This is a genomic window from Fontimonas sp. FW305-C-3 (assembly GCF_058783185.1).
The window spans coordinates 688975-702530 of record NZ_JBYSYK010000001.1 but is presented as its reverse complement, the minus strand read 5'-3'; the positions used below and the strand labels follow the sequence as shown (position 1 = coordinate 702530).

18 protein-coding genes are annotated in these 13556 nt (G+C 61.4%); 14 read left to right on the top strand and 4 right to left on the bottom strand.

Annotated elements, in window-relative coordinates; translation table 11 throughout:
* The first annotated feature begins 12 nt into the window (after positions 1-12).
* Together AC3WUF_RS03210 and AC3WUF_RS03205 are read left to right on the top strand one after the other, a co-directional pair.
* Entirely contained in the window at positions 13-1656 is a 1644-nt protein-coding gene (locus tag AC3WUF_RS03210; protein WP_492422355.1) for a DNA cytosine methyltransferase, read from the top strand.
* A 50-nt stretch (positions 1657-1706) separates the two neighbouring features.
* Entirely contained in the window at positions 1707-2402 is a 696-nt protein-coding gene (locus AC3WUF_RS03205) for a BglII/BstYI family type II restriction endonuclease (RefSeq protein WP_492422353.1), read from the top strand.
* 228 nt (positions 2403-2630) lie between these two features.
* Here the strand turns inward: AC3WUF_RS03205 and AC3WUF_RS03200 are convergent, their stop codons facing one another.
* On the bottom strand, positions 2631-3536 hold the full coding sequence (locus tag AC3WUF_RS03200) for a LysR family transcriptional regulator (protein ID WP_492422351.1): 906 nt from the start codon (positions 3534-3536) through the stop codon (positions 2631-2633).
* Between the two features lie 132 nt (positions 3537-3668).
* On the opposite strand from AC3WUF_RS03200, the gene AC3WUF_RS03195 reads away from it, so the two are divergent.
* The 4 genes from AC3WUF_RS03195 to AC3WUF_RS03180 all read left to right on the top strand — a co-directional run bounded on the left by AC3WUF_RS03195 (position 3669) and on the right by AC3WUF_RS03180 (position 5892).
* Positions 3669-4544: a pirin family protein gene (locus AC3WUF_RS03195; RefSeq protein WP_492422349.1), complete on the top strand. Its 876-nt coding sequence runs from the start codon at positions 3669-3671 to the stop codon at positions 4542-4544.
* 130 nt (positions 4545-4674) lie between these two features.
* Complete coding sequence (locus AC3WUF_RS03190) at positions 4675-5133, top strand: helix-turn-helix domain-containing protein (protein WP_492422347.1); 459 nt, start codon at positions 4675-4677, stop codon at positions 5131-5133.
* A gap of 46 nt (positions 5134-5179) precedes the next feature.
* The gene (locus AC3WUF_RS03185; protein WP_492422345.1) at positions 5180-5542 is read left to right on the top strand and encodes a hypothetical protein; all 363 of its coding nucleotides are present in this window, start codon (positions 5180-5182) and stop codon (positions 5540-5542) included.
* Positions 5539-5892 (top strand): YqcC family protein, encoded by a 354-nt coding sequence (locus AC3WUF_RS03180; protein ID WP_492422343.1) that lies wholly within the window; start codon positions 5539-5541, stop codon positions 5890-5892. Before AC3WUF_RS03185 ends, AC3WUF_RS03180 begins: the two co-directional genes overlap by 4 nt.
* Here AC3WUF_RS03180 and AC3WUF_RS03175 read toward each other — a convergent pair.
* Complete coding sequence (locus AC3WUF_RS03175; RefSeq protein WP_492422341.1) at positions 5882-6289, bottom strand: hypothetical protein; 408 nt, start codon at positions 6287-6289, stop codon at positions 5882-5884. The two genes, AC3WUF_RS03180 and AC3WUF_RS03175, sit on opposite strands and share 11 nt — an antisense overlap.
* Positions 6290-6432: 143 nt before the next feature.
* Between AC3WUF_RS03175 and AC3WUF_RS03170 the strand changes: the two genes are divergently transcribed.
* The 3 genes from AC3WUF_RS03170 (at position 6433) to AC3WUF_RS03160 (ending at position 8697) form a co-directional block, all read left to right on the top strand.
* Complete coding sequence (locus tag AC3WUF_RS03170) at positions 6433-6924, top strand: low affinity iron permease family protein (protein WP_492422339.1); 492 nt, start codon at positions 6433-6435, stop codon at positions 6922-6924.
* A 129-nt stretch (positions 6925-7053) separates the two neighbouring features.
* On the top strand, positions 7054-7956 hold the full coding sequence (locus tag AC3WUF_RS03165; protein WP_492423547.1) for a YihY/virulence factor BrkB family protein: 903 nt from the start codon (positions 7054-7056) through the stop codon (positions 7954-7956).
* 36 nt (positions 7957-7992) lie between these two features.
* A complete protein-coding gene (locus AC3WUF_RS03160) occupies positions 7993-8697 on the top strand; it encodes a DUF899 family protein (protein ID WP_492422337.1) in 705 nt (234 codons plus the stop codon).
* Between the two features lie 3 nt (positions 8698-8700).
* Here the strand turns inward: AC3WUF_RS03160 and AC3WUF_RS03155 are convergent, their stop codons facing one another.
* Positions 8701-9006: a hypothetical protein gene (locus tag AC3WUF_RS03155; RefSeq protein WP_492422335.1), complete on the bottom strand. Its 306-nt coding sequence runs from the start codon at positions 9004-9006 to the stop codon at positions 8701-8703.
* An 84-nt stretch (positions 9007-9090) separates the two neighbouring features.
* On the opposite strand from AC3WUF_RS03155, the gene AC3WUF_RS03150 reads away from it, so the two are divergent.
* The 5 genes from AC3WUF_RS03150 (at position 9091) to AC3WUF_RS03130 (ending at position 12556) form a co-directional block, all read left to right on the top strand.
* The gene (locus tag AC3WUF_RS03150) at positions 9091-9591 is read left to right on the top strand and encodes a phosphatase domain-containing protein (RefSeq protein ID WP_492422333.1); all 501 of its coding nucleotides are present in this window, start codon (positions 9091-9093) and stop codon (positions 9589-9591) included.
* A 30-nt stretch (positions 9592-9621) separates the two neighbouring features.
* Complete coding sequence (locus tag AC3WUF_RS03145; RefSeq protein WP_492422331.1) at positions 9622-10158, top strand: DUF924 family protein; 537 nt, start codon at positions 9622-9624, stop codon at positions 10156-10158.
* A 102-nt stretch (positions 10159-10260) separates the two neighbouring features.
* Positions 10261-10938: a c-type cytochrome gene (locus tag AC3WUF_RS03140; RefSeq protein ID WP_492422329.1), complete on the top strand. Its 678-nt coding sequence runs from the start codon at positions 10261-10263 to the stop codon at positions 10936-10938.
* On the top strand, positions 10935-12209 hold the full coding sequence (locus AC3WUF_RS03135; protein ID WP_492422327.1) for a c-type cytochrome: 1275 nt from the start codon (positions 10935-10937) through the stop codon (positions 12207-12209). Before AC3WUF_RS03140 ends, AC3WUF_RS03135 begins: the two co-directional genes overlap by 4 nt.
* A gap of 80 nt (positions 12210-12289) precedes the next feature.
* Positions 12290-12556, top strand: coding sequence for a DksA/TraR family C4-type zinc finger protein (locus AC3WUF_RS03130; RefSeq protein ID WP_492422325.1), 267 nt, complete (start codon positions 12290-12292; stop codon positions 12554-12556).
* A gap of 24 nt (positions 12557-12580) precedes the next feature.
* Here AC3WUF_RS03130 and AC3WUF_RS03125 read toward each other — a convergent pair whose 3' ends face one another.
* Positions 12581-13480 carry an AraC family transcriptional regulator gene (locus tag AC3WUF_RS03125; protein ID WP_492422323.1) on the bottom strand — a complete coding sequence of 300 codons (900 nt, stop codon included), beginning with the start codon at positions 13478-13480 and terminating at the stop codon, positions 12581-12583.
* Positions 13481-13556 lie beyond the last annotated feature (76 nt).

The window sequence follows — 13556 nt, the reverse complement described above, 5'->3', positions numbered from 1 at the left end:
GGGAGGCCGCAGATGAAAACCGTGCTGGATTTCTACAGCGGTGTCGGTGGCTGGTCGATCGGATTCCGCTTGGCAGGGATTAAGGTTCAAGAGTCCTTCGAGTGGTGGACGACGGCGCTGGATACCTACAACTGCAATTTCGGTCTGAGCACATCGCCTGCAGACATTCGGAAGCTGGATATCAAGTCACTTCCGGATCGCGCGGACTACATCGTGGGAAGCCCGCCATGCACTCAATTTTCGTATTCGAATCGCGGCGGTAGAGGCGACATTGAGGATGGCCTTGTCGATATCCGGCGCTTCCTGGATATCGTCGAGCGGCTCAAGCCTCGATGCTGGGCAATGGAGAACGTGCCGCGGGTAGCGCAAATCCTGACAGCAGAACTAAAACCGGGGGGTTCGTTATCGCGCTACGCGAAGCTGTTCTCCGTCATTACCGTGGTGAAGATGGAGGAGTTCGGCCTGCCTCAACGTCGGCGCCGCATGCTCGCAGGCAATTTTGATGAGCAGCTGCTGATGAGCTACCGCGATGGGCAGCCCACGAGAACCCTGGGCGGCGTAGTTAAGGCACTGTCCTCTGAGCTCGTTCGCGACCCGATCTACGGCATCGAGTTGCCGCGCGACACTGTCTCGGGATTGGAACGGGAGGCGCCGCTTTCGGCCGAAGAGGCGCGCATGAACCGGGAGGCTAAGGAATACCATCCGATTTACAACGTCATGGCCTTTCCCGACCCCCTCGGCAAGCCGTCTCGCACAGTTACGGCTACGTGCACGCGTGTATCGCGCGAGAGCATAGTGATTGCCGACCCGCGGAAGTCTAAGGCAGTGCGTCGGCTCTCTGTGCGCGAGCGCGCTTCCCTTCAGGGATTTCCGATCACCTACGAGTTCCATGGCGACTCCCACTCGGATCGGCTAAAGATGGTGGGGAACGCAATCCCCCCAGTCATGACGTACTTTTTGGCGCACTGCTTTCGTGGAACACGGCCGGGCAAGATTCCTGCATTTGAGACGCTCGAGGCACGACTACCGAAGCCGAAGCAAAAGGCATCGCCTATGGCTCCGGATAAGGTGGGGAGCCGATACTCTAAAACACGAAAATTCCAAGCAGCGCTTCCAGGGCTCCGATTCGGAAGCGGCATGCGATTTGAGTTGTCCAATGCGTCCGATGGGGACGGCATGCGATGGGATGTCCGCTTCTTCTTCGGTGCTTCCAAGAAGTACCGCCAGATCGAACTTGATCGCCGAGTGATCGATCAGATAAAGAAGCATTCATCCTGGTCATCTCTGTCGGAGTCATTTCGACAGTCGAGTGAAATTGTTGATCACGTATTGAGTCGGACTGAGAGTGCGCTGCTGCAAGCTGTATGGACTCGCAAAGCAGAAGGCATGACTCCTTACGAGGTAGTAGACGAGCTCGGACGCGCCGCGGACCTGATTGTTAAGGCCGCCGCCGATCTGAAACAGGTCTGGATCGCGAATCTCGTGGCACAACTGGCGACCGGCGGGCAGTCTGAGACACTTTCGGCTGTGAGCAAGAAATTTTATCAGTACGATTCGCGTGTACTGGCGGGCCTCTTGGTCGGGGCTTATTTCAACGTCGCCTGCAGTCAGCAACGCGAGCAGTCGCCCCCATTAAAGCGTCAAGCTCCCGGCTAATAGCATGCCAATGCTTCCTGCAACTTTGCACTGCCCGCGAGGACGCTTGGGTGCGTTATAAAATTCATAGCTACCGACACGCGGAAGAGATTCTTACCAACAAGAAGTACCGCAACGCCTGGAGTGAGATTCGCGGCATTCTTGAGAGTGCGCCATCGTTTGAGTATCGCGGCAAGAGTGAATCAAATGCTGGCCTGCACGTCGTGCAGCAATTGTTGAACACCTACTTCGATCGTGTTTTCGTAGTCGATAAAGGTTGGCAATACCATCCGCCCGCGACCGGAATCAAGGGTTCGGCGCTGAAGGCAGACTTTCGAAAACAGTTCGCGGGCCTTCGCATTCAGACGGAAGTGCAGTTTGGAAACATGAGCCGTTGGTATAGCGACATCTTCAAGTTTCAGACCGCTTATTCTCAGTCTCTCATCGATTTCGGCCTCTCGGTCGTTCCGATGGCGGCTTTTGCACAGAGGATCGATTCAAACGTCGCGAACCATGAGCGCGCCGTTCGGGAACTGGAGGCCGCAAAGTTCTCGATCACGCTACCCATCCTTCTGGTGGGCATCGAGCCAAGCGAAAGTACTAGCGTTTTTGATGTAACGCAGTGCAGCTTCCCTACTATCAAATCGATTACCGGAAAGGGCATGGAGGCCAACCGATACAGGATCGTGCATGCCGCCATGACAGGTACGTCTATGCGGCGAGTAACTAAGGCCAGCCCCACCGGAACCATGGCGAAAGATGTCTAGGCTGCGACCTTCAATCGCGATTATCAAACCGCTTTAATAAGTTACTAATAGGAGTTGGAGGCACTCGCGCTGGGCTGCCGACACGGGGATTTTGGCTCCCCGACAGATCGATGCAAACCTGCCGCGCAGCGACCCACGCCCTCGAGCGCTCGCCACTGCACCTGCCCTGTTACCCCCTTTTGAAGCAGCGCACGGCTGATCGCAAGGGGCGCAGATTCGCTGCCCCGCCTAGTCATCTGCCAGAGATTCGAATCTCTGCCCCAGATCGTCGAGCAGCGCACGCACCGACGGCAACATTCCCCGCTTGGACGGATAAACGGCGTGAATGACGTGCTGCTTGGGCGCCCAGCCATGCACGGGGCGCAGCAGACGCCCCGCATTCACATCCTCGATCACCATCAGTGTTGGCAGTTGCACGATGCCGACGCCGGCAATGGCAGCACTGCGCAGCGCAACCATGTCGTCGGTCACCATGCGCGGATGATGATGGATTGCTGCATCCGCGCCGTCTGGCCCGAATAGCCGCCAGACGTGATCCGGCTGCGCGGGACCAAGGTCCAGGCTGGGTAGCCGGCTGAGTTCCGCGGGGGTGCTCACCGGCCCGTAACGCTCGAGCAGCGCCGGACTCGCGACCAGACACTGGCTTTGCTGCGCGAATACCTTGAGTACCAGATCGCTGTCTTCCAGCGGCGGGTAGCGGACACGGATCGCGATATCGATGGATTCCGCAATCACGTCGACGCGGCGATTGGTCGCCTCCAGATGTATATCGACGCGCGGATTCGCGACCATGAAGTCCGCCAGCATCGTGCTGACGCGCGCATGCAGCAGTGCGACGGGACAGCTCAGGCGAACCACGCCGCGCGGCTCGGAACGCGTCAGGTCGACGGCGTCCTGCGCGGCTTCCGCTTCCACCAGCATCGCCTTGCAGTGCGCGAAGTAGGCCTGGCCGACGTCGGTCACGGAAAACCGGCGCGACGAGCGCTGGATGAGGCGCACACCAAGCCGCTCTTCGAGCAGCGCGATGCGTCGGCTCAGCTTGGATTTTGGCTGCCCCAGGGCCCGGCCGGCCGCCGCGAAACCGCCGTGTTCGACGACCTGAGCGAAGAAATAAAGGTCATTCAGGTCTTGCATGTTGAAGTGCCTTATCGTTCTCTTAATAGAACGCTGAGTATACAAACTCGCATCTATCGCGATGATCGTTCCGATTCTAATGTATCGCTCATCACACGAGCCTCATCGAGGCTCCCAGATTGGAGAAGGACGATGAAGAAGATTCTCGGCGTCTACAGCACCCCAGGCCGGCATTGGGTCGGCGACGGCTTCCCCGTGCGTTCGCTGTTCTCCTACCAGAACCAGGGCGAGCAGCTGAGCCCGTTCCTGCTGCTCGACTATGCCGGGCCGGCGGCTTTCGCCCCTACCCCGTATCGTCGTGGTGTCGGCGAGCATCCGCACCGCGGATTCGAAACCGTGACCATCGTCTATCAAGGCGAGCTCGAGCACCGCGATTCCACCGGCGCAGGTGGCCGCATCGGCGCAGGCGATGTGCAGTGGATGACCGCGGGCTCGGGAATCCTCCACGAGGAGTTCCATTCCGAAACGTTCGCGCGCAGCGGCGGCACGCTGGAGATGGTGCAACTCTGGGTCAACCTGCCGGCGAAGGACAAGATGACGACGCCGGGATATCAGACCCTGCTGGCGGGCGAGATTCCCAGTGTCGACCTTCCGGACAACGCGGGCCGCGTCCGCGTGATTGCGGGCGAGTACGACGGACACAAGGGCCCTGCACGGACCTTCAGCCCGATGGATGTCTGGGATCTTCGCCTTCAGCCGCGCGCCATGGTTCGCCTGCCGGTTGCTGAAGGCCGCACGCTGGCGCTGGTGGTCCTGCGCGGCACAGTGGAGATCAACGGCACCGAGATTGCGCGTGAAGGGCAACTGATCGTGCTGGATCGCGAAGCCGCGGATGTCCTCGTGGAAGCCAACAACGAGGTCTCCCTGCTGTTACTCAGTGGCGAACCACTGAACGAACCCATCCGCGGTTATGGGCCGTTCGTGATGAACAGCGATGCCGAGATCGCCGAAGCGATCGAAGACTTCAACAGCGGCAGCTTCGGCAGGATCGCGGCGGCAGCTGCGTAGAGAAATCGCCTCGGGACTGCAAAAGTCCCGAGGTTTCTTATCGGCGGGAGCGCCTGACGGGCAATCGATCGTCGTCCTTATGCGATATACCGGATACTAGTGGTCCCCCCGGCTACTTCCAAAACGACTCATGTCCGATATTGCAGTCTTGCTGAAGAGCGAAATCATTCGCCTGTCCAAAAAAGTTATTCGTCAGCATGTGGGTCCACTGCGGACAGCAAGCACCTCACAACGTCGTCAGCTGGCACAACTGCGCAAGCAAGTGCTAGCGCTGCAGAAGGAGGTGGCCGCACTGAGGAGAAACAACGCAGCTGCCAAGCCATCGAAGGCAGCCGCGGACAGCGGCACCAAGCTTCGCTTCGTCGCCAAGGGATTTAAGACCCTGCGCGCGCGCCTGGCGCTCAGCGCCGAGGACACCGCCAAGATTCTGGGCGTCAGCGGGCAAACCATCTTTAACTGGGAACAAGGCCGCACCAGGCCGCGTGCAGATCAGCTGGCTGCCATTGCGGCGCTGCGCCAGATGGGCAAACGCGAAGCGACGTCGCGTTTGGCCGAGATTGCAGGGAAGCCGAAGCGCAAGGGAGACTAAGCGCAATCTGGATAGTCTGCATCCGGCAGCGTTTCAACGACTGAGAATGGACATCGCCGACAGGAGTTTCTTCATGCTTCGACATTCCGCATTGGCCATCTCGCTTCTGATTTTCTCTGCCGCGGTGCACGCGGCAGAAACACCCTCCTGCGCGCAGGACGCAATCTCCCGCGCCACGCCCTTGCTGACGCTGCACTTCGGCGAGGGAGACCGGATCTCGATTGCCGACGAGGCCAAGGAACTGCCGTCGATTCGCAACCCCGCCAACCCCAAACAGAAATTTTCCGTATACGAGGTTTGGGGTTACATCTACAAAGGCGAGTACCGCATGCGCTTCATCTACTACGCATCTCCGGTTTCCGGCTGCGTGCTGATGGGGCAGGAAATACTGGAGATCGCAAAGCTATGAGTTCCAGACAGGATGTCCTGCTCGCCCAGATGACTCAGCAACTGGATGCGGTGGAAGCCGAGATGCGGCGGATAGGCTACTGGTCGAGTTCACCACCCGAACTGCTGGGCAAGATCCGCTCCTATCTTGAAGCTCCCTCGTTCGAGCTTTGGCTTCAGCAAGTGTTTCTGCCGAGAGCGCGCGAGTCAATCGCGACCCGCAGCCTCCCGAAAGACAGCTCAGTAGGTGTGATGGCAATGCGCCAGTTCGACTATCAGTCGCACGTACCGGAAGCTCAGAATCTGGTCCAGATGCTCAGCAGCTTCGATACACTGATCAGGGACTACAGCAGTCTTGAGGCTAGCGGCTGACCGTCCGCTCCACAGCAAACTCCTGCGGCGTTTCGACAACGGGCAGCACTTCGACTTCAGACGCAGACGCTCTGGGTTTTACCGCGCCCCTGGCCCTGATCCGATTGACGCCAAGGCTGAGGCTCAAATCTTTCTTGTTGGCAACCAGCCTTTCGATGATCTGCGCGCGCAGGCGCACCGCGTTGAATTCCGGATCAAGCGGATCGGCCGACACCGTAAGACCCGGAACGAACTTCCGCCAATGTCTGTCGACCCAAAGGTGCGGCGTGCTCTCACAGTCGCCGCGTCCGGCGAGCAGGAACAGATCATCCTTGTAGACGATGCCCTGCGCGATTCCGGTTTCTAGATAATCGAGTACAGCGTCGGCATAAGCCGAAGCCAGCTTCTTAGTATTCATGTTGCCCCCCAACTCTCTTCCCTGAGAGAGTGCCCGACTATATCAGCAACACGCGACAATCCAAGAGCGCCGCTGTTCAGCGCCGCGACGGACAACTCCGCTAACTTAGCCGCGACGTTCAGGCGTGCAATGGAGAGCCGGCGATGGACAAGCGCAAACGCTTTGGATTCTTTGACCGTTTTGCGGACGGCGCCAATCGGGTGTTCGGCACATCGCCTGCGTTCGTCGTGGCGGCGGTCGCTGTCGTCGTCTGGGGGTTGCTTGGCCCCGTCTTCGATTACGGCGAGACCTGGCAACTGACCGTCAATACCGGCACGACGATCGTCACCTTCCTGATGGTCTTCCTGATCCAGCATTCGCAGAACAAGGCAACGCAAGCCTTGCACCTCAAGCTCAACGAGTTGCTGGCCTCGCATCACGAGGCCAGCAATCATCTGATCAATATCGAAGATCTCAGCGAGGAAGAACTCGAAACGCTGCATCGGTTCTATCAACGCCTCAGCGATGAGGCCGAAGGAGCCGGTCCGCTCAAACAGACCCATTCACTGGACGAAGCCAAGCAGCGTGGCGCTTCCAAGAAGCAGGCCATACGCACACGCTCCACCGCCAAGCGGAGTACGCGCACCAAAGAATGACGCGTCTCGCGGGAATCCAGGCATGTCGCTTGCTGCGATTTTCCACCGTCCGGACCCTCCTAGCGGTGTCCGCATTCTGCGAAGTCGACACCTTCACAAAGCCAGCTGCTGACTCGATGGGTGGCGCGCATGAATTTGAAAAACAAGAGCCTCCTGCTGGTCAGGACGACGGTGAAAGCCTGGAGCGACGACTATGCGCAAAGCATGGGCGCGGCGCTTGCCTACTACACGACATTCTCGATCGCGCCGATGCTGCTGCTGGTGATCTCGATCGCCGGTCTGGTCTTCGGCGATGAAGCCGCTCGGGGCGAGATCGCCGGTCAACTCGACAACCTGCTTGGCGCACAAGGCGCATTGGCGGTCCAGTCACTACTGGAAAGCGTCAATCAGCCGGCCGACGGATTCATCGCGAGCCTGATCGGCGCCGCGCTCGTGCTGCTTGGTGCCACGACTGTATTCGGCGAATTGCAGGATGCTCTGGACCGCATCTGGCGCACGCCACTTGAGAGACGGCCCGGCGGACTCTGGACGCTGCTCCGCTCGCGGCTCCTTTCCTTCGGCATGATTCTCGGCATCGGATTCATCCTGATGGTGTCGCTGATCTTCAGTGCCGCGCTTTCGGCCATCGGCAAATGGTGGGCCCCTTGGTTCGTCGGCTGGGAAACGGTTGCGGACGTTTTCAACATCGCTTTCGGTTTCGCCTTGACGACAGGCATGTTCGCGATGATCTACAAGATCATGCCGCGCGTGAAAATCCGCTGGAGCGAGGTCTGGATCGGCGCCGCGCTGACTGCATTGCTGTTCACGATCGGCAAGGTGCTGATCGGCATCTACATTGGCCGCAGCGCGGTCGCGACCGGCTTTGGTGCCGCCGGGTCTCTGGTCGCTCTGCTGGTCTGGGTGTACTACTCGGCGCAGATTTTTCTGATGGGTGCAGAGTTCACCTGGGCGTATTCGCACATCTTCGGTTCGCGCCAGCACGAGAGAACCTCGATCGACGCCGGCAACCCCCATCCGCTTGCGAGTCGCTAAGCGACCGCTGAGCGGTTTCAAAAAAGGAGATTGACGATGGCCGGGAAATCCCTAACCCCTGCACAGCAGCTCGCTGCCAAGGGGCACTGCCCCTTCCCGGGCGAAAGTGCCGAGTACCGCGAAGCCCGCAGGGCGCTGCTGGCGGAGGAAATCGAGTTCCGCCGACACATGACTCGCCTAGCGGAGCAACGGCAGGCACTGCCGCCGGGGCCGCTGATTCCGAACCACTACCGGTTCAAGGACGAAAATGCGTTCGAGGTTGGACTAGCCGACCTGTTCGGCGACAAAGACACGCTCGTCACCTATTTCTGGATGTATGGCCCGCAACGCGACCGCCCATGTCCGATGTGCACGAATTGGTTGGGCTCAGTCAATGGCAATGCGATGGACATCAAGCAGCGTGTCGCGCTGAAGATACTCGGCCGCAGCCCGGTGAGCCGGCAATTCCAGTTCGCGCAGGAGCGCGGCTGGCGCGATCTCGACTTTGTGCAGACGGTCGGCGACGACTACGCCAGGGATCTGGGCCTGCTCAATGACGATGGATCGGAGAATCCCGCATTGACGGTCTTCCGCCGGCACGCCGACGGCATTCGCCTGTTCTGGGCGAGCGAGATGACGCGAGAGATGGCCGATCCGGATCAGGATCCGCGCGATGCGCCGGACATTGCGTCGCTATGGTCGATTCTGGACCTGACGCCCGCAGGCCGCGCGAAGAATTGGTATCCGAAATTGCGGTACTGACGTTTACTGCATTGCGCAGGTGTCGAGCGTCTCCGCAAGATCCTTGCGATCCACGCCGAACAGCATGCGGATGGCCTTCTGGCTCGCGAAGTACCGCGTCGGCCCCTCCTCCAGCAGCCCATCCTTTCTGAGCCGGAATACCTGCTCGGAGCACGCCATCGGCGGGTGTTCGTCCAAAGCAAGCTGGATCAGCAAATGTTGATCGTCGGGCGCAAGTGCGAAAGGCTGGCGGTGCTTGTCCATAAGCAATCGAGTCAATGATTCTGGTGGGGCGCGATGACGGCGCGCCGTGAACGCAAATGCGTTCACGGCGGGCGGCTCGATCAGCGAGGGCGCTACCTTGATGTTTCGAGACTGACGCTTGGCTGAACACCATCGGACATGACAATGACAATGAGACCCGACTTATTCTGGATCGGCGATATCGCGCCGCATCGACTGGCGATCATGCCGCGCCCCCGCGCCGGCGATTGGCTTTTGGACGAGATCCTTGGCTATCGCAGGATGGGAATTTCCGTCGTCGTATCCCTGCTGGAAGCGCATGAGGTTCAGGAGCTGGACTTGACCGAGGAGCCTGCGCTTTGCGAGCGGCATGGGCTTGTGTTCATCTCGCACCCCATCGCCGACCGCGGCGTGCCATCATCGGCCAGCGCGACGATGCAGCTGGCTGCGGGCCTCGGAGACATGCTGAGAACCGGAAGCGGCGTTACGATTCATTGCCGCGCAGGCATCGGCCGCAGCGGTCTGCTCGCCGCCTGTGTCCTGGCGGAGCTTGGCGTCGAGCCCGCCAGGGCATTCCGCCTGCTCGGTGCCGCACGGCGCGTCCCGGTACCGGATACGACCGCCCAGGAGGAATGGGTGTACAGGCACAGCCGCGCGCGGCGCCCAGCTTGAAGCGTGACAACACGAATACCGGAGAGGTCCATGTCCGCAGACGTACTTTCATTCTGGTTCGAGGAGATCGATCCGAAATCCTGGTGGGCCGCCGACCCGGCGTTCGATGAAATCGTGCGCCGGCGTTTTGCGAGCACGCTTCGCAGCGCGGCGCAGGGAGAGCTGTTCCCGTGGCGGGAGACACATCGCGGCCGGCTTGCCGAGATCATCGTTCTCGATCAGTTCTCGCGGAACATTCATCGCGGCTCGGCATTGGCATTCGCGCAGGATCCGATGGCGCTCGCCTTGGCGCAAGAGGCGATTTCGTGCGATGCGCATCTCGGACTGTCGCCAGGCGAACGGGGCTTCATGTTTCTGCCATACATGCATAGCGAATCCATGGTGATCCACGGAGTCGCCGAAGCGCTCTACCGGGAACACGGCCTGAAGGAAAACTACGACTTCGAACTCCGCCACAAGGCCATCATTGCCCGCTTCGGCCGATATCCGCATCGCAACGGGATTCTCGGCCGTGCGTCGACGCCGGAGGAGCTGGAGTTCCTCAAGCAGCCCGGATCGAGCTTCTGAGCGGAACTGCTATAGGTTTTTTTCCGGCTTCTGCCGGTATCCGTCGGCACGCGTTGAGGCAATAATCGCAGCCCTCGAACAGCTGCCGACGAGCATGACGTCATGAAGGCCCTGCGCCTGTGCGGATTCCTGTTGCTGACCCTCACGCAGCCGCTGCATGCGGCCGGCGACGACATGCGGGACCGTCTGAAGGCCTGCGCCACGTGTCATGGTGACAATGGAGTGTCCTCCCAGGAAGGCTACAGCCCCTCCATTGCCGGGAAGCCGGCCGGCTATCTGTATCAACAATTGCTCAATTTTCGCGAGGGTCGCCGGCATCACGCCGTCATGCAGCAGCTGCTGGCGTGGCTGTCCGACGACTATCTGCGCAACATCGCCGCCTGGTACAGCGCGCAGAACGCCGCGCCGCCGTTTCCACCGCAGGCGCTCGCCGCCTCGACGATCGAGCTCGGGCGTCGATTGGTCGAAACGGGCGATCCCGCACGCGGCGTTCCGGCCTGCAGCGCCTGCCACGGCGCCGAGCTATTAGGTGTGCAGCCTTCGATACCTGGCCTGCTCGGGCTCGGTCACGACTACCTGCGCGCGCAGCTCGGCGCATGGCGCAGTGGCGTCCGCGCCGCGCGAACACCGGACTGCATGGGGCAGATCGCCCAGCGTCTTGAGATTGCGGAGATCGATGCGGTCACCGCATGGATCTCCAGCCGCCCGGTGCCTGAGCCGCACGCACCCGCCGCGGCGCTGGCTGCCCCCCTGCCGATCGAATGCGGGGGCGTGCCATGAAACGCAGAACGGTCCTGCTGGTCGCCACAACCTTGACGCTGATCGCGATCGCGGCGCTGTGGCTTGCGCGCCCCGAGCTCTCCGAGCACTTTGCCGCACAGCCGGCTGCTGCGCGCGAAGCTGCCGACTCGCCCGAGCTGATCGAACGCGGCCGCTATCTTGCGCGAGCGGGAAACTGCATCGCCTGCCATACCCAGCTTGGCCAGCCGGAGTATGCCGGCGGCCGTGCTATCGCCACCCCGTTCGGCACGGTATTCAGCAGCAATCTGACGCCGGATCTGGAAACCGGTCTCGGCACATGGACCGCCGATGACTTCTGGCGCGCCATGCACTACGGAAAGTCGCGCGATGGGCGCCGCCTCAGCCCGGCATTCCCATACACCAACTACACGCTCGTCACTCGCCCGGATGCGGACGCCCTCTTCGCCTTTCTGAAAACCCTGCCACCGGTCCGCCGCCAGCGAGTAGACGCGGACATGCGTTTCCCATTCGACACCCAGGCAGCGCTGCTGGTCTGGCGCGCGATGTATTTTCGCCCCGGCGAATTCGTCGAGAGCCCGCAGCGAGATGCGCAATGGAATCGCGGCGCCTATCTGGTCGAGGGCCTCGGACACTGCAATGCCTGCCATACGACACGCACTCCTCTCGGCGGCCTTGACAGCGCGGCGGCCTATGCTGGTGGGCCGATCCCGATGCTCGGCTGGGATGCGCTTCCCCTCGCGCGCGAAGAAGCCGTGACGGACAACGAGCTTGCGGACATGCGTAGTCTTCTGATGACGGGCACTTCAGATCGCGCCGTCGCCAGTGGACCGATGGCGGAAGTGGTTTTTCACAGCACGCAGTATCTTGATGAGCGCGATATCGCCGCAATGCTGGACTACATCGCATCGCTGCCCGCGCATCCTGCGCGCGAGGTGCGCCAGCTGCGCGTGACGGAGCGCGAGAAGCAACTGCTGCTCGAAGCCGGGGCACCGCTGTATCGCGAGCATTGCGCCGCCTGCCATGGCGATCAGGGCGAGGGCAAGGCGGACCGATACCCGGCGCTCGCGGGCAATCGCGTCGTCACCGCGGATTCCGCACGCAACGCAATCCAGCTCGTCGTCGACGGCGGCTTCGGCCCGAGCACGGCCGGCAATCCGCAGCCCTATGGCATGCCGCCATTCGGCCACAAGCTCAGCGACCGCGAAATTGCCGCTGTGCTGAGCTACGTGCGAAATGCTTGGGGAAATACCGCGGCTGCGGTGTCTGAACGCGAAGTCGAACGGCACTGATCGGACTACCCGAGCTGTTGATCCGGCATCGATTCGGGATTAGGGTTGAATCTGCTGCGCGCAGGACAGATATACGGAAGATGGCGACCGGCTGGGCCAATGAAGGCGCGGTACTCGAACAGATCGATGCAACGATCAAGGATGCCGTTGCGCGCGCCCGCAGCACGCTGCCGACAGGGCCAAGCCTGAGCCATTGCGCCGAATGCGAGGACGAAATTCCGCAAGGCCGCCGTCAGGCGATTCCCGGCGTCAGGCTTTGCGTGCAGTGCCAGGAAGCGCAGGACCGCGCGACGACGCCCTTCAGCGGCTACAACCGCAGCGGCAGCAAGGACAGCCAGCTGCGCTGAGCCCGGCGGCGACTGCCCCGCCACTCAAACCGTTGCGCGAGCGAATCGACCGGGCGGCTGGCCGACGTGGCGGCTGAATGCGGTACTGAACGCACTTGCCGAGCCATAGCCCACCCGCTCCGCAATCTCGGCGAGGCCGGCATTTTCGCGACGCAGCATGTCCTTCGCGAGCGCCATCCGCCAGGCCAGCAGGTATTCCATCGGCGCCAGGCCGACAGTCCGCGTAAAGCGCTCGAAGAACGCCGAGCGCGAAAGCGCCGCTTTCCTGGCGAGTTGCGGCACGGTCCAGGCCCGCGAGGGATTGCCATGCATCTGCCGCATGGCCTGCGCGATGCGTGCATCGGCCAGGCCGCGCAGCAAACCCGGCGATGTGTCCTCGCCGACCGTCGACCTCAATGCTTCGATCAGCAGCACCTCGACCAGGCGCGCGAGCACCAGCTCGCGACCCGATCGCTGCTCGCGCGATTCCTCGCCCACCAGACGCACGAGCACCGACAGGCGTTCGGCATCGCGGACGTGGATCAGCGCCGGCAGCAGCGAAACCAGCAACGCGGCGTCGGGTGAGGCGAAGACAAAGTAGCCGCCCAGCAGGCGCACATCCGGCCTTCCGCCGCGGGTGCCATGGCGGACGTCTCCCTGCGGGGTCGGCGTCAGCTTGGGATCGACCGGCGTCGGCATGACCGGTTCGAAGCCCGACATCGTGAACCCCGGTGTCGCGGGCAGCAGCACAAAATCGCCAGCCTGCAGGGTGATCGGATCCTCGCCGTCGACCGCAAGCCGGCAGCTGCCTTCCAGCACGGCGCAGAAGCTTGGCTGCTCGAACGCCGTGTAACGAACGCCCCAGCGTCCGGCCCCGCTGATGCCCTTGGAGAAAACCGCCGCGGGCTTCAGCAACGCGATGACCTCGGATAAAGGATCTGCCATTCCTGGACTACTGATAATTAAATAAGGACTATTCATTGTAGTTCGTCCTTACTATGGCCGCTATCGTGCTCTCCAC

Coding starts and splice junctions, on each gene's coding strand:
- AC3WUF_RS03210 (WP_492422355.1), top strand. CDS start 13: ATGAAAACCGTGCTGGATTTCTACAGCGGTGTCGGTGGCTGGTCGATC.
- AC3WUF_RS03200 (WP_492422351.1), bottom strand. CDS start 3,536: ATGCAAGACCTGAATGACCTTTATTTCTTCGCTCAGGTCGTCGAACAC.
- AC3WUF_RS03195 (WP_492422349.1), top strand. CDS start 3,669: ATGAAGAAGATTCTCGGCGTCTACAGCACCCCAGGCCGGCATTGGGTC.
- AC3WUF_RS03190 (WP_492422347.1), top strand. CDS start 4,675: ATGTCCGATATTGCAGTCTTGCTGAAGAGCGAAATCATTCGCCTGTCC.
- AC3WUF_RS03185 (WP_492422345.1), top strand. CDS start 5,180: ATGGACATCGCCGACAGGAGTTTCTTCATGCTTCGACATTCCGCATTG.
- AC3WUF_RS03180 (WP_492422343.1), top strand. CDS start 5,539: ATGAGTTCCAGACAGGATGTCCTGCTCGCCCAGATGACTCAGCAACTG.
- AC3WUF_RS03175 (WP_492422341.1), bottom strand. CDS start 6,289: ATGAATACTAAGAAGCTGGCTTCGGCTTATGCCGACGCTGTACTCGAT.
- AC3WUF_RS03170 (WP_492422339.1), top strand. CDS start 6,433: ATGGACAAGCGCAAACGCTTTGGATTCTTTGACCGTTTTGCGGACGGC.
- AC3WUF_RS03165 (WP_492423547.1), top strand. CDS start 7,054: ATGAATTTGAAAAACAAGAGCCTCCTGCTGGTCAGGACGACGGTGAAA.
- AC3WUF_RS03160 (WP_492422337.1), top strand. CDS start 7,993: ATGGCCGGGAAATCCCTAACCCCTGCACAGCAGCTCGCTGCCAAGGGG.
- AC3WUF_RS03150 (WP_492422333.1), top strand. CDS start 9,091: ATGAGACCCGACTTATTCTGGATCGGCGATATCGCGCCGCATCGACTG.
- AC3WUF_RS03145 (WP_492422331.1), top strand. CDS start 9,622: ATGTCCGCAGACGTACTTTCATTCTGGTTCGAGGAGATCGATCCGAAA.
- AC3WUF_RS03140 (WP_492422329.1), top strand. CDS start 10,261: ATGAAGGCCCTGCGCCTGTGCGGATTCCTGTTGCTGACCCTCACGCAG.
- AC3WUF_RS03135 (WP_492422327.1), top strand. CDS start 10,935: ATGAAACGCAGAACGGTCCTGCTGGTCGCCACAACCTTGACGCTGATC.
- AC3WUF_RS03130 (WP_492422325.1), top strand. CDS start 12,290: ATGGCGACCGGCTGGGCCAATGAAGGCGCGGTACTCGAACAGATCGAT.
- AC3WUF_RS03125 (WP_492422323.1), bottom strand. CDS start 13,480: ATGGCAGATCCTTTATCCGAGGTCATCGCGTTGCTGAAGCCCGCGGCG.